This is a genomic window from uncultured Lactobacillus sp. (assembly GCF_947367125.1).
In the GTDB taxonomy this organism is placed as follows: Bacteria; Bacillota; Bacilli; order Lactobacillales; family Lactobacillaceae; genus Lactobacillus.
This window is the reverse complement of the sequence record NZ_CANBCQ010000015.1, coordinates 13283-27361: the sequence shown is the minus strand read 5'-3', so window position 1 is coordinate 27361 and position 14079 is coordinate 13283. Positions and strand designations below refer to the sequence as shown.

10 protein-coding genes, 1 pseudogene and 1 riboswitch are annotated in these 14079 nt (G+C 35.9%); of the genes and pseudogenes, 7 read left to right on the top strand and 4 right to left on the bottom strand.

Translation table 11 applies throughout. From position 1 onward, the window contains the following. The first annotated feature begins 27 nt into the window (after positions 1–27). The 7 genes and pseudogenes from Q0Y84_RS05490 to Q0Y84_RS05460 all read left to right on the top strand — a co-directional run bounded on the left by Q0Y84_RS05490 (position 28) and on the right by Q0Y84_RS05460 (position 10280). Complete coding sequence (locus tag Q0Y84_RS05490) at positions 28–1185, top strand: SLAP domain-containing protein (protein ID WP_297951533.1); 1158 nt, start codon at positions 28–30, stop codon at positions 1183–1185. 231 nt (positions 1186–1416) lie between these two features. Beyond that, positions 1417–3903 carry a plasma-membrane proton-efflux P-type ATPase gene (locus Q0Y84_RS05485; protein ID WP_297951532.1) on the top strand — a complete coding sequence of 829 codons (2487 nt, stop codon included), beginning with the start codon at positions 1417–1419 and terminating at the stop codon, positions 3901–3903. 79 nt (positions 3904–3982) lie between these two features. Next, positions 3983–5253, top strand: a pseudogene (locus tag Q0Y84_RS05480) (FMN-binding protein). A gap of 225 nt (positions 5254–5478) precedes the next feature. Then, positions 5479–7650 carry a YSIRK-type signal peptide-containing protein gene (locus tag Q0Y84_RS05475; protein ID WP_297951531.1) on the top strand — a complete coding sequence of 724 codons (2172 nt, stop codon included), beginning with the start codon at positions 5479–5481 and terminating at the stop codon, positions 7648–7650. 220 nt (positions 7651–7870) lie between these two features. Beyond that, entirely contained in the window at positions 7871–8926 is a 1056-nt protein-coding gene (locus tag Q0Y84_RS05470; RefSeq protein ID WP_297951530.1) for an ATP-binding protein, read from the top strand. A 19-nt stretch (positions 8927–8945) separates the two neighbouring features. Then, the gene (locus tag Q0Y84_RS05465) at positions 8946–9662 is read left to right on the top strand and encodes a Bax inhibitor-1/YccA family protein (RefSeq protein ID WP_297951529.1); all 717 of its coding nucleotides are present in this window, start codon (positions 8946–8948) and stop codon (positions 9660–9662) included. 468 nt (positions 9663–10130) lie between these two features. After that, positions 10131–10280 (top strand): hypothetical protein, encoded by a 150-nt coding sequence (locus Q0Y84_RS05460; protein ID WP_297951528.1) that lies wholly within the window; start codon positions 10131–10133, stop codon positions 10278–10280. 143 nt (positions 10281–10423) lie between these two features. Here Q0Y84_RS05460 and ribH read toward each other — a convergent pair whose 3' ends face one another. The 4 genes from ribH to ribD are packed head-to-tail and all read right to left on the bottom strand — an operon-like array spanning position 10424 to position 13730. Continuing rightward, a complete protein-coding gene (gene ribH, locus Q0Y84_RS05455) occupies positions 10424–10888 on the bottom strand; it encodes a 6,7-dimethyl-8-ribityllumazine synthase (protein ID WP_297951527.1) in 465 nt (154 codons plus the stop codon). A 14-nt stretch (positions 10889–10902) separates the two neighbouring features. Continuing rightward, positions 10903–12081, bottom strand: a complete 1179-nt coding sequence (gene ribA, locus Q0Y84_RS05450; RefSeq protein WP_297951526.1) for a GTP cyclohydrolase II — start codon at positions 12079–12081, stop codon at positions 10903–10905. A 1-nt stretch (position 12082) separates the two neighbouring features. After that, positions 12083–12679, bottom strand: coding sequence for a riboflavin synthase (locus Q0Y84_RS05445; RefSeq protein WP_297951525.1), 597 nt, complete (start codon positions 12677–12679; stop codon positions 12083–12085). After that, positions 12672–13730, bottom strand: coding sequence for a bifunctional diaminohydroxyphosphoribosylaminopyrimidine deaminase/5-amino-6-(5-phosphoribosylamino)uracil reductase RibD (gene ribD / locus Q0Y84_RS05440; RefSeq protein ID WP_297951524.1), 1059 nt, complete (start codon positions 13728–13730; stop codon positions 12672–12674). Before ribD ends, Q0Y84_RS05445 begins: the two co-directional genes overlap by 8 nt. 114 nt (positions 13731–13844) lie before the next feature. Next, a riboswitch (FMN riboswitch) is annotated at positions 13845–13959 on the bottom strand. Positions 13960–14079: the final 120 nt, after the last annotated feature.

Below are 14079 nucleotides of genomic sequence, written 5' to 3'. Positions count from 1 at the left end.
AGAATTTTTACAGGAAAGAGTAATTATATGAATAAGAAGAAAATAATGTTGTTTTCGGTCGCAGCATTGATGACTATTAGTCCAGTGGTACCATTGGCTGCTTCATCTTTGCCAGCACAAGCAGCAACCAATCAATCTAAAATCGGTACTTTAGCTCTTCCTAAAAAGAGCAATGATTATCAATTCAGAGTTTATACTCGAAATGGTAAATTTACTTCATTTAAGAAGTTGACCTCTGGTAAAACAATTAAGTTCTATGGTCAAGCTAGATACGTTAAAGGCGCTAAGAAGACTTATTTTGATGTAGGTTTAGGTAGTCAACGAATTATTAATGGAAAACGAGCAATTTCCTTAGGTAAAGGTGGCTATCTTGATAGTAAAGCATTAGGTGGTTCTCTGACCAAAGGCGTAACAACTATCATCACTTTAGCCCGCAATACCACGATTATGAATCAAAATGGTAAACAGCTTTCTTACTGGAATGGAAAGAGAGCGACATATAAAAAAGGCGCTAAAATTGTAATTAATGTTCCTTATTATTATGCGCCAATGACGCTCTACAATATTGGCAACGGTAATTATCTGAAGGGAAGTCAATTAGCAGAATTAAATGGCAAAGGAACTCTAACCTTGATTACCAACACTTATGTTTACAATAGAGAGGGTCAACGAGTTAGAAGTCAAGGTAAATTGTTGAACGGCCAAACTATTAACCATGAGGGTTCAACCGTAAAAGCAACTCGCAATTCAAAATTTGTTTTCTATCCCAAAGATGGTGAAGCAAATGAAAGTACAATGACCCTCAAAACAACCGCCATTGGTGGTCAACCATATTTTGCTATTGGTAAAAACAAGTATGTCAAGGCTGCTAATGTCGGTTATACTGATGGTCATATGTTGTTTGATAATGGCACGGTTACGGCAACGATGACTGATGATACATATGCTTATAATTCCAGTTTTAAGCAAACCAAAAAGATTTATCGTGCCGGACAAAAGGTACAGCTTGATGGTTACAAAATTGATAATTCATTGTCAGATCCACAATTATACTTCCATGTTAAAGGCACTAACTATTACTTGTATGTAACTGATGCAGGTGAATATGGTGATAGTGGAACTGTATTTGGACATGACTTTGTAGGATTTACTACTAGAACGATGTTAAATATAGATAACAAGTAAAGCATTTAAAAAACATCCTTCACTTTGAGGGATGTTTTTTGATGAAGAGAGAAGGAATCAAAGTCGCTTTTACAATATTGTTAATCGCTTAAAAATAAAATAACTATATTTTGGTAATTATTTTTCTATTGTATAATGCCAAACTCATAAGGCGTTTGCTTGAACATTATACTGAAATTGCTTTATACTAAGACTAGATTAAAGTATTTAAAAAGTAGAGAGGTCAGGATAATGAGTAAACAAGAGAAGACGGATCTTGAAAAAGATGATATTCAAGATGTGGTAAAAAAACTAAAAGTTGACCCGCAAAAAGGATTGACTTCCCAAGAGGCTCAAGCTCGTTTGCAAAAGTACGGACCGAATGCCATCACGGCTAAGCAGGAACCAATGTGGTTAAAGTTTTTGAAGGACTTTACTGGTCCAATTGCTTATATGATTGAAGCGGCCGCAATTATTTCTGCGATTATTGGTCACTGGGATGATTTTTTCATTATTATTGTTTTGCTGTTGTTCAATGCTTGTATTGAATTTTGGCAATCTCGTAAGGCGTCAAATGCGTTAGCAGCTTTGAAGAAGGGCTTGGCTCCAACTGCTACAGTTTTACGTGATGGCAAATTTGAAACGATTGATGCAAGTAAATTGGTTCCAGGTGACATTGTTAAAATCCGTCTTGGTCAAATTGTACCGGCAGATTTACGCTTTGTTAGTGGGGACTATGCTTCAATTGATCAAGCTGCCTTAACTGGTGAAAGTTTGCCAGTAACTAAAAAAATTGGTGATGAAGCATACTCCGGCAGTATTGTTAAAAAAGGTGAGATGACAGGTGTTGTTATTGCCACTGGCTCTAATACCTTCTTTGGTAAAACTGCTAAGTTGGTTGCTTCAGCTGGTGGTAAAAGTCATGCTCAAGAGGCAATGTTTAAGATTGGTAATTTCTTGATTATCGTTGCCGTAATTTTAGCGGTAATTATGGTTGCCTTCAGAGTATACAATGACTTGGTAGCTCATACTTTCGGCATCAAGACTGCTTTAAACATTTTGCAGTTCGTCCTGGTTTTGCTGGTTGCTTCTATTCCTGTGGCCATGCCAACCGTCTTTTCAATTACGTTGGCACTTGGTGCGTTAAATCTATCTAAGAAAAAGGCGATTGTTTCTAGACTAGCTTCAATTGAAGAAATGGCTGGGGTAGATATCTTATGTAGTGATAAGACTGGTACTTTAACCAAGAATCAATTAACCTTGGGTGATACAACTTTAATTAATGCTAAAGATGCCCAAGATGTAATTAAAATTGGTGCTTTAGCTTCAAGAAAAGAAGACAATGACCCGATTGACAACGCAGTTATTAAAGCTTTGAAAGATCAGAGTGTTTTAGCTGACTGGACAATGGAAAAGTTTATTCCATTTGATCCAGTATCTAAGCGAATCGAAGCTCATCTAATTAATAAGAATACTAAAGAAGAATTATGGGCTATTAAGGGTGCTCCACAAGTTGTAGCTAAATTAAGCAGTGATCCAGACGTCCAAAAGAAAGTTCTCGATACTACTGATGCTTTAGCAAAAAGAGGGTATCGTGCCTTAGGTGTAGCTGAAAGTAAAGATCAAGGCAAAACTTGGACAATTCTCGGTGTATTGTCGATGTTCGATCCACCACGAGACGATTCCAAGAAGACAATTGATGACTGTAAGCGTGAAGGTATCAGTGTCAAGATGATTACTGGTGATGATACCGCAATTGCGATTGAAACTGCCAAAAAGTTAGGCATGGGTACTAATATTTATAATGCTACTAAAGTCTTTCCAAAGAATCTTGATCCTGATCATGTTCCCGCCGATTTGGAAAAGTTGATTGCGCAAGCTGATGGCTTTGCTAGAGTATTCCCAGAACATAAATATGCAATTGTTAAAACTTTACAAAAGCAAGGTCATATTGTAGCGATGACTGGTGATGGTGTTAACGATGCCCCTGCTCTAAAGCAAGCTGACTGTGGTACAGCGGTTGCGGGTGCTACTGATGCTGCCAGAAGTGCGGCTGCTTTGATTTTGACTTCACCAGGTTTATCAGTTATTCAAACTGCGATTACCGAAGCAAGAAAGATCTTTGCGAGAATTACTAGTTACACAATTTATCGTGTTGCTTTGACCATGAATATCATGTTCTTGGTTGTTTTGTCATCAATTTTATTGAACTTCCAACCATTAACAGCAATTATGATCGTGGTTATGTCACTACTTGATGATTTGCCAATTATGACTATTGCATATGACCATACTTATGTTTCTAAGAAGCCAATTAGATGGCAGATGAAGAAGATTTTGACAACTTCATCAATTTTAGGCGTATTCGCAGTAATTCAATCAATGTTGCTGTTAGTTGTAGGATATATGTCAGTTAAGAATCCTGGTTCAATTAGTATTTTCCAAGTTGGCGGCTTTTCACAATTGCAGACGATTATGTTCTTGCAATTAGTTGCTGGTGGGCACTTACTATTGTTTGTTACTCGTCAAACTAAGTGGTTCTTTGAGAGACCATTCCCAGCTCCAATTCTATTCTGGGCAATTGTAATTACTCAAATTTTTGCGGCATGTGCTTGTTACTTTGGCTGGTTCGTGCCAAGAATTTCATTGTGGATGATCTGTGAGATTTGGATTTATAACATTGCTTGGATGTTTGTATTGAATATCATCAGAATGATCATTGAAAAAGTTCAAAAATAAGTAGATACAATTAAATAAGTAAAAGCATGGCTTGAGCCATGCTTTTTGTTTGGTAAAAATTTGATCTAAGGAGAGTATTATGGACGAATCAAAATACACTCATGTCAAAGTGCCTAAAATTGACTGGCAAGCTAATTATGATGTTATTGTATTAGGCTTTGGTGGTGCAGGAGCAACAGCTGCTAGATTTGCCGCTGATAATGATGCAAAAGTATTAGTTGTAGACGTGGCTCCTTATGGTCATGAAGGCAATAATACTAGGTATTCTGCACAATTACTTAGTACAGGAATTGATTACGATAAGCTTAAAAAATATTATCTTGGCTTGACACATCCTATGAATTTACCTGAAGATATGGTTGATACATATGTACATGGAATGTGCAATATGCGGCATTATGTCGAAAAATATTTAGGCGTTAAGCCAGTTAGTTTTATTAACAACTTTACTAAAATTCCTAGGTCTATCGGGCTGTGTTTGTCAAGAATATCCTGAACTAGCAGGACATGAGGCCCGTGCGATTCATTTAATTCAAGGCCCGGTATCGAAGGTAATAAAAGGCGCACAAATTGAAAAGCTAGGACAAAAAATTAATGTCTTAGCTAGAAAGGGCGTCATTTTAACTACAGATGGTTTTGAAAATAACAAAGAAATGATCCCAAACTATCTAGCTGCGCCCAAGTTAACACCATCAGGCACTATTTACAATAAGGAATGGTATTTCCATGGCTCAAGAAGTTGGTGCCCAAATGTGGCATATGGATAATTATGAATCTTTAGGATTGCTGTACGGTTTGTCATTCGATACACCAGAAGGCGAAAGATCCAAGTTAATTCTAGGTTGGCCAAGTTTAAACCATGGTAGTGTTTTTATGGTTGTAGATGATGGTAAAAGATACTTTAATGAAGCTGGTCCAAATCGTCATGGTCATATTTTCGATCATGGTATTTGGCGTGTGCCACGTACTCATGAAAAGCCGTATATTATTTTCGACCAAAAGCAATATGAAAAGATTGGATCTGAGCCGATTCCACATTTATATGGTTCTGGTGAACTAGGTGGCATTAATGCCAACCAATATCAAAGCGGTGGCAATTTAGCTGAGTGTTTAATCTTTGGTAAAATTGCCGGCGAACAAGCAGCAAAGGTGACTGATGATAATAAGATTAAAAATATCGAAGTAGTTCAAAGCCATGAAAGAGAAGATGTTGGTAAAAAAGCTTTGAAAGAAATACCAGAAAGGATTGTAGTTAAAAATTCTGCCGATGTTGATGCAGGAACTGGGGCTTCTGCTACTAGTCGAGCAATTAGCGAAGCTGTAAAGAAAGCAATTGAAAGCAAAAAATAGTGTATAAAATATTGATTAGTTATAATTAATGTTTTATATAAATTAGGGTGCACTTAGTAATGACGAATAGTCATTATTACTAAGTGCTTTTTATTATTGAACTATAATGAAATAGCCATTTAAATCATTGATATTATACAGTTCGTAACGTTTGAAGTCACATGCAGCGGATGTTATTATGAAGCTGAACAAAGAAGTAACATTTTATGCACAGAGGCGATAAAGGTGTTGGACAAAAATAAACTCAATGAGAGGCAAACATATTCAATTAGAAAAATAACTGTTGGAGCTGTGTCGGTGTTAATAGGATTAACCTTTTTTGGCTTTAGTGGCGCTCGGGTTGATGCTGCTACGACTAACAGTCAAGCAGTGAAATCAGAGCAAGTTGAAAATATTAATCACCAACAGCAACCTGATCAAAAAGCTTCGTTTGTTGAACAATCTAAAGATGAGCATCAACAGGTAATTAAAGCAGAAATGAAAACTGTATATTCGCAATTAAAGACTGAAAATGAAACTAATCAGGCAATTGTTCCGGGAAAGAATAATACAACCAGTGGACCAAAAGTAAATGGTCAGGGTAAAAACGCTATAATAACCAATGTGCCAAATAATGGTTCAGTTGAATACGATTATTCCATTACAGCTAAGAATAAAAATAACGGTCAAACTCAAGCAGTTTCCGCTGCAGATGCGGGCAAAAATAATAATGCTATTTTAGTTGATAAAAATGCCCAGGATGTCGAAGCACATTTAACCCTTAAGAATACTACTTCAAATGATCAAATGATTGGTAATAGTGCCAATGACACTAATCCGCATCCTAACGATGAAGCAGACTTAATGATCAATGCGTGGTATGAATCTTCGCAAAAAATGGGTTTACAAATTAGTAGTGCTAAAGCAGCTAACGTAGTTTTTATTCAAAATGGTCAAGTAATAGAAAATAATGCTTTGCCAGTTTATTACTTAGCGCAAAATGGCACTTGGTACACATATGAAGAAATGATGAAGGATTTTGGTGCTAGTGCAATTAACAACGTAAGGCAGATTGGCTTTAGAGGAATTCTTCCGGCTCAGACTACTGCTCAGATGAATGTTCCGTTGGTAATTGATCCAACTGGAGATCAATTTAATGAAATTGATTTAAAGTCTTACAATGATCAAAGCATTTATGTCAGGACCTACGCGGAGCCGAAGAAACTTTGGACTGTAGATGAGGTGAAAAATGATCCAATTCGTTTAGTAACTAGAAATCAAGATGGCAGTTATAATACTATTGATTTACCTCAACTTGATGGTCAGTTGCCAAAAATAGGCGAAGTAGTTGAGATTACTAATTCTGGCAATATTCTTGATCCTAGTGACCAAACGCTTTATGTAGGTGGCGATTATGATATTAAATTATCAAAGATTCAAGCGGTGATTGATAAATATGGCTATTCAGTAGATCCGCAAGCGAAAGATTTAACTACCCTGATGCCGGTTTATAGCTACAACACAATTAGTGATAATAATTTATTAGTGATTCATGGACTGAGCAAAGAAGAGCAAAATAAACGGATCTTTTACGTTGAAGTACACCAAATTATTGCTACTAAAGATGAAACTTTTGATCAAGGGTCACAGGAAGCCCAAGATTGGAATTATCATCAAGGTGTCACAGACGTCTTTAATGTTCAAAATCCCAAGAGCGTTTATAATGGCTATCTATTAGAGAATGTGCCAGCTAATGTGCAAGATGTTCAATTAGTAAAGATTACCAATGAGAATGGAAATGTGATCAAGGGAATTAATGGTCAAACTCCAGCTGGCAAATATATTGTAACGGTTTCTTATAGATTAAACGGTTCGCATGAAAAGGATATGAATATCGAAAATAGTTATCTTGTAAATATTCTTCCAGTTCAGCAACCACAACCCGGTAGCCCAGATGTACCGGCTACTCCACCAACTCCGAGTCAACCAGTGACGCCATCAACTCCAGTTCAACCAACTCAACCAACTACGCCGACAGAAAATAATAACATTACTCCGCAGCCGGAAAATACAGATAAGACGAATAATGTTATGCCAAAAGGTGAAAAGACAAATAATCCAAAAGAAACCAATAAATCACACAGAGGGGTAAATAATGAAGTGAAAAGTGAAACTATTACCCCAAAGGGTGAAAAAGCTGTTGCTCATCATTTCGTTAAGAAAGAACTGCCAACTAGATTAGTTAGTCCAAAAGCAACTGTGAGAACTACCAAAAAAGTTGAAACTCAAAAGGCAACGGCACAAAAGAATACTTTGCCACAAACTGGCGAAAAGCAAGCGGGGTTAGCAACTCTTGGCGCAGTACTTGCAGCAATTGCTGGAATATTTGGTTTGGCCGCTTTTAGAAAGAAAAGCTAAGTAATTAAATATTTAATAAGTTAGAATAGAGCCTCAATTTTGAAGCTCTATTTATTTTTTAATTATTTTAGTTGACAAGCAAAATACAAAATGATCTTCGTGATGGATGAGTATCCTTATTTTGCAGAGTCAGCCAGTGAGATCAGCTCAGTCTTGCAATATGCGATTGATCATCTTTTTTAAAAAAAACAATATTATGTTCATTCTCTGCGGCTCTTCCATGTCATTTATGGAGCATCAGGTTTTAGGATATAAGAGTCCACTTTATGGTAGAAAGACTGGGCAATTCAGAATTCGTCCATTTGATATCTTTAATACTAAAAAGATGTTATCTAAAGTTAATAGCGATGATTTGTTAGCTTATTATGGGATTACTGATGGTATTCTGCAGTATTTGAGCTTCGTTGATCAAAATTTGAGTGTAGCAGATAATATTCAACAAATGTTCTTGAATCAAAATGCACCGTTGCAAGATGAGCCTAATGTGCTTTTGCAAGAGGAATTGCGTAAGCCAGTAACTTATTTTTCGATTTTAAATGCTTTGGCTCATGGTAAAAATAGAAGCTCGCAGATTAGTCAAGCAATTGGAATGAGTAATGGTAGCAGTATTAGTGCATATCTTAACAACTTGATTGATCTAGAGATCATTGAGCGCAAACAGCCGATTTTTGAAAATAATGCTAGGAAAGCTATTTATGTTTTCAAGGATAATATGTTCAAGTTCTGGTTCAAATTTATTGCGGAAGCACAGGATCAGATTGCACTTGAAAGAACTAAGGGAGTTTTGCTTGGTATTATGGATGAGTTACCCCGCTTTCTTGGTCCTGTATTTGAACAGACTTCAAGAGATTGGTTATGGCAGCAAGACGATCTTCCATTTTATCCTAAGAGGATTTCTAGCTGGTGGAGCAATAATCCGATTAAGCATCGCCAAGAAGAAATTGACGTGATAGCTAGCAATCATGATGATTCTGAGGCGATAGTCGGGGAATGCAAGTGGAGAAATGCAGATAAGCTGAATCATGAAATGATTGATACATTAATTATTAGAGCTGCGTTATTGCCTAAAGTGAGAAAGACGTATTTGTACTTTTTCGTGAAAGAGCCGACTGATAATTTTAAGAAGTATGCTAAAGAACATAATGTTAGGGTTGTGGAATATCAGAAATTTTTTGGATGGATAAAGAAAAAAAGAGCAGTAACAAAAAATCTCGAACCGTCATATTTCTCTTTAATCTCGGTAAGTGTTACATTAAAGGTAACCAAAGAAAATTAACAGATTGGAGGAAATACAAATGGATGAGTTTGATCAAAATCTAGGTCGCCGTCATATAGTTGATGCATCTGGGTTAAATGTCTTTTTAAGTAAAATTTATGGCTATATGGCATTGGCTGTCTTTGTTTCAGCCTTGAGTGCCTATCTTACGATGACCGTTTTTGCTAAGCAAATGGTTGCCTTAATGGTTAGTCACCCATGGACGATGTGGCTGCTATTATTATTGCCAATTGCATTAACTTTTGTTATTAACTTTAGAGCTACTCGAAATCCAGTAGCTAGCTTTATTTTACTGATAATTACGGCAATTATTTATGGAATTACTTTTGCCTTCATTGCAGGAGCTTATACAGGACAAGATATCGCTTCCGCCTTCATTGCTTCAGCTAGCGTATTTGTGGTAATGGCAATTATCGGGACGGTAACCAAAAAGGATTTAAGCAGATGGGGTTCGTATGCTTCAGCTGCATTAATCGGTTTGATTGTGGCGATGCTAGTTAATTTGTTCCTAAAGAACCCAATGGTTAGTTACATTTTCTCATTTATTGCAGTGATTATTTTTATAGTTTTAACTGCTTGGGATGCCCAAAGAATGAAAAATATTTATTTGCAATTTGGTGATCAAGTTTCCACTAATGGCTTAGCCGTCCTTGGTGCATTGCAGTTATATCTAGATTTCGTTAACCTATTTTTGCAATTTTTAACTATTTTTGGCTTTAACGATGACCGGAATTAAAGTGAACTTGAGATAATCAAAAAGACAGATCGACTAATTTAGTCGGTCTGTCTTTTGATGAAGTCGATAATGTTATCAACTTGTTTGGAATGTTGTTTTCCATACACAATGCCAAAGGAAATCGTGCAATCCCAGTTGACTGATTTTGACTTTAACATGGGATGGGCGGTTTGTCAATCTTCTGCACTGCAAAGTAGCCAATTATTTTTTACACATTCATTTAGAGTAGTAATATCAAAGCCAGATATATTCTCAATTATGATTTTAGGATTTTTTTATTTAAAATAGCGCGTGCTTGGTCAAAGCATTTAAATCCGCCTGCTGCAGGGAGAGCAATAAATTGAAAAACTAAATTAGGATATTTAACTGAAATATCCTTCCAAAGATTGCTGGTGTAATTACCGGTAGTTAAAGGACTAACACCAATTTTTAATACGAAATTATATCAAAAATTGGCGGAGGAAAATTATGAATAACGACGAAAAATTTATGAAGCGAGCTATTGAATTATCTAGATTAGCTGTCAGACATAGAAATGATCCTTTTGGTGCAGTTTTAGTTACTGATATTTTGCAAGGTGAAAGTAAGGAAGTTTTAGCTGCGTATTTTGGTAAGTAATACACTTATTGAAAATATTTGAAAAAAGTTTATTTGGGGCTAATAACAAAGTTTTTACTTAAAAGAAAAATCCTATTAAATCAAGGTTTGTTAAATACCAAGATTTAGTAGAATTTCTTAATTTCTGATTTCTTTCTAGCTATCTATTTTATCTGTTTGTTAAGTGAAATCATTTCAAGTAAGCTTTGAGCAGTTAAAGCCCCCTCGTTGCCTGCTTTCAAGCCAGCTCTTTGTAAGGCTTGTTCGATATTTTCAGTAGTCAAAATACCAAAAGTGACAGGGACTTTTGCTTCAAGATTCATTTGCATAATTGCATTGGTAACATTTTGAATAATCATACTGTAATGGTCAGTTTCACCTTTAATAACAGCCCCTAAGGTCATGATACCATCATAGTTATTTTGAATAACAAGCTTTTTAGCGGTAAAACCAATTTCAAAAGCACCTGGGACCCAATAAATATCAATCTGATCCTCAAGCACTCCAAATTGCTTTAAGGTGGCAACAGCGCCGTCAACTAAATGATGGGTAACGATTTCGTTAAACTTAGATGCCACAATTGCGATGCGATAATTATTGTTTTTAAAATTTCCTTCGTAAATATTCATTTATATGCTCCTAATTATAGTGCTTCTAAAAAATGATGGAACTTGTCTCGTTTAGTTTCTAAATAATCATGATTTATCTTATTAGCAGGAATTTCTAAAGGAATTCTTTGTTCAATAGTGATGCCGTTATTTTTTAATTGATCAATTTTATCAGGATTATTAGTAAGTAAATTAATATGATTAATTCCTAAATCTTTTAAAATCTTGACCGCAGTTGCGTAGTCTCGTTCATCTGGCTTAAAGCCCAGCATCTCATTTGCTTCGTAAGTGTCGTAGCCATGATCTTGTAAACCATAAGCTTTTAATTTATTGATTAGTCCAATTCCACGTCCTTCTTGGCGTAAGTAAAGAATTAAGCCGTTACCATTTTTAGCAATTTGCTTCATTGCCATGTGCAGTTGATCGCCACAATCGCAACGCAGTGAGCCGAATGTGTCACCAGTGAGACATTCGGAGTGAAGACGTACTAGAACTGGCTTTTGGGGATCAATCTCTCCTTTGATAAGAACCAAATTTTCATTAGCGTAAGCCTTAATTTTAAAATTACCATATTTAGTAGGAAGATTTACAAATTCTGAGCGTTTACTCACAGGACTATTAATGTATTCTTGTAGTTCTGCAATTGTTAAAAATGGTAAGTGATATTCTTTAGCAATTTCTTTCAGTTGAGGACGACGAGCCATATGTCCATCAGCTTTCATAACTTCACAAATATATGCAACTTCTGGTTCACCAGCAAGATGAGCTAAAGCAATAGAAGCTTCTGTGTGACCATTACGATTCTTGATTTGATCATCTTTAGCAACTAATGGAAAACAGTGGCCTGGTCTAAAGAAATCTTCTGGTTTGGAATTAGGATCAGCAATTGCCTTGATAGTTGCTGCACGATCATAAGCAGAAATACCTGTAGTGGTAGTTTTGTAATCAACACTGATTGTAAAAGCAGTACCGTATGGATCAGTATTATTTTCTTCCATTTGGTAGAAATTTAAACGTTTAGCAATTGTTTTACTTACAGGGGTGCAAAGTAAGCCGCGAGCATGTTTGGTCATAAAGTTAACATTTTCAGGAGTAACTTTAGACCCTAAGCCGATCATGTCACCTTCAGATTCACGATCTTCATCATCAGCAACAATCACTAAACCACCATTTTTCATCCATTGAATTGCATCTTGAATTTTTTTAACATCCATTTTAATTTCTCTTTTCTAAATTTTGAGCGACGTATTTTCCAATAATGTCGGTTTCCAAATTTACTTCATCATTTATCTGTAAGTTTGCTAAATTAGTTTCAGCTTGAGTATGTGGAATTAGACCTACCGAAAAACTGTTGTCTTTAACGTCCATCACTGTTAATGAAACGCCGTTTAAAGCGATACTACCTTGAGGTACGATCTGTGTTGATAATCGAGCAGGAAACTTAAACCAAATTTCAATTGCATTTTCGTTCCGTACTTTTTTAGTAACCGTTGCCAAGTCATCGATATGACCTGTAACAAGATGACCTTCTAGACGCTGACCGACTTCTAATGACCGCTCAATATTAAGTTGATCACCATTATGTAAACTCTTAAAAATAGTTTTCTTATAAGTCTGAGGCATCATGGTTACGACAAAGCTAGTCTCAGTAAAACTTTCAACCGTCAAACAAGTTCCATTAATTGCAATTGAGTCACCGATTACTAGTTCATTAGTGAAATCTGCAGGGCAAGAAACGGTTAACTTAATTGTCCGCTTGTGTTTGTCAATTTTTTTAATATGGGCATCCCCACGAACCAAACCACTAAACATGTTTTAATTCACCTGCAATTCGTTCGTTATCTCCTAAGATTGTTCGTTTAATATTTGTTAAATGAACCGTTTCGTTTGGTACTAAACCTGTTACGCCTTCATCTCCAAGAAAGATCGGCGCTGTATATTTAATTACTTCATTAACAAAAATTTCATTCATAATTGCTTTTTCCAAAGTAGGGCCACCTTCTACATAAACTGACTGGATTCCTTTTTTACTCAAATAATTAAATACTTCTTGGATCTTTTCTGTTTCTAAATGAATAACTTCAATTTTAGGATTATTAAAGCAATTTTCTGCCATTTGTTCATTTTGAGTAAAAATCCAGGTGGAATTAGTGTCACTTAATAAGTTAAGGTGTAAATGATTTAACAGCCGTCCGCGACGGTCAATGATAATGCGAATTGGCGGGTAGTCACTTTTGATATTAGTTCCTAAAATCGGGTTATCGATGATCGCAGTTGTAGAACCAATCATAACTGCTTGATAATCTGCGCGTTCAGAATGTACTTGCTGATACACAGCTTGATTAGTGATCGGAGTTCGTTGACCATGGATTGCAACTTTATTATCTAAACTAGTTGCTTCTTTAACTGCGACCCAAGGAAAATCATGCTGGTAAAAATAGCTATAGAACTTATTAAGTTCACTTGCTTCATCGGCTAAAACACCTGTAGTTACTTGAATTCCAGCATTTTTTAATTTGGCAATTCCTTTCCCAGTAACTAATTTATGGGGATCCACTTGAGCAATTACTACTCGCTTAATTCTACTTTTGATAATTAGGTCTGAGCAGGGTGGTTGTTTACCATAATGGTTACAAGGTTCAAGGGTAACATAGAGAGTTGAATTAAATAATTGTTCTGGGGTTAATTTTGAAATGGCATCGCGTTCTGCATGATTTTGTCCGTAGTGGTGATGGTAACCAGTGGCTAAAATATGATTGTTTTTAACAATAACTGCACCAACCATAGGATTTTTCCATGTTTGATAGCGACCTTTTTTGGCTTCTTTTAAAGCTAAATTCATATAAAAATTGTCTTTTTCCATTAAAATCACTTCCTCGTAGAACAAAAAAAGAACCTCGAGTATTTCTCGAGGTTCGACAATGATATTCAAAGTCAAATAATCAAGGCAAACGCAAACAAGCGTTGCTTACCGGTTATCATTCTTCTATCATCTAGACTATACTATCGGTACCGATTATCGGGTTCCACCGTTTGCACGGTTTGCGGACTTTACCGCCGGTCAGGAATTTCACCTTGCCTCGAAGAACATTTATTTAATTCAATTTCATCATAAGGCTGAATTAGATAATTGTCAACAATTAATTTAAGCGGTTCCAAGTGAAAAGTGGCTGAAAAGCCTGTAGTTATCGTGAGTTAGCTAATTAAAATTA

What these genes read in the sequence shown, in the direction of transcription:
- Q0Y84_RS05490 (WP_297951533.1), top strand. Translation starts at nt 28, where the DNA reads ATGAATAAGAAGAAAATAATGTTGTTTTCGGTCGCAGCATTGATGACT.
- Q0Y84_RS05485 (WP_297951532.1), top strand. Translation starts at nt 1,417, where the DNA reads ATGAGTAAACAAGAGAAGACGGATCTTGAAAAAGATGATATTCAAGAT.
- Q0Y84_RS05470 (WP_297951530.1), top strand. Translation starts at nt 7,871, where the DNA reads ATGTCATTTATGGAGCATCAGGTTTTAGGATATAAGAGTCCACTTTAT.
- Q0Y84_RS05465 (WP_297951529.1), top strand. Translation starts at nt 8,946, where the DNA reads ATGGATGAGTTTGATCAAAATCTAGGTCGCCGTCATATAGTTGATGCA.
- Q0Y84_RS05460 (WP_297951528.1), top strand. Translation starts at nt 10,131, where the DNA reads ATGAATAACGACGAAAAATTTATGAAGCGAGCTATTGAATTATCTAGA.
- ribH (WP_297951527.1), bottom strand. Translation starts at nt 10,888, where the DNA reads ATGAATATTTACGAAGGAAATTTTAAAAACAATAATTATCGCATCGCA.
- ribA (WP_297951526.1), bottom strand. Translation starts at nt 12,081, where the DNA reads ATGGATGTTAAAAAAATTCAAGATGCAATTCAATGGATGAAAAATGGT.
- Q0Y84_RS05445 (WP_297951525.1), bottom strand. Translation starts at nt 12,679, where the DNA reads ATGTTTAGTGGTTTGGTTCGTGGGGATGCCCATATTAAAAAAATTGAC.
- ribD (WP_297951524.1), bottom strand. Translation starts at nt 13,730, where the DNA reads ATGGAAAAAGACAATTTTTATATGAATTTAGCTTTAAAAGAAGCCAAA.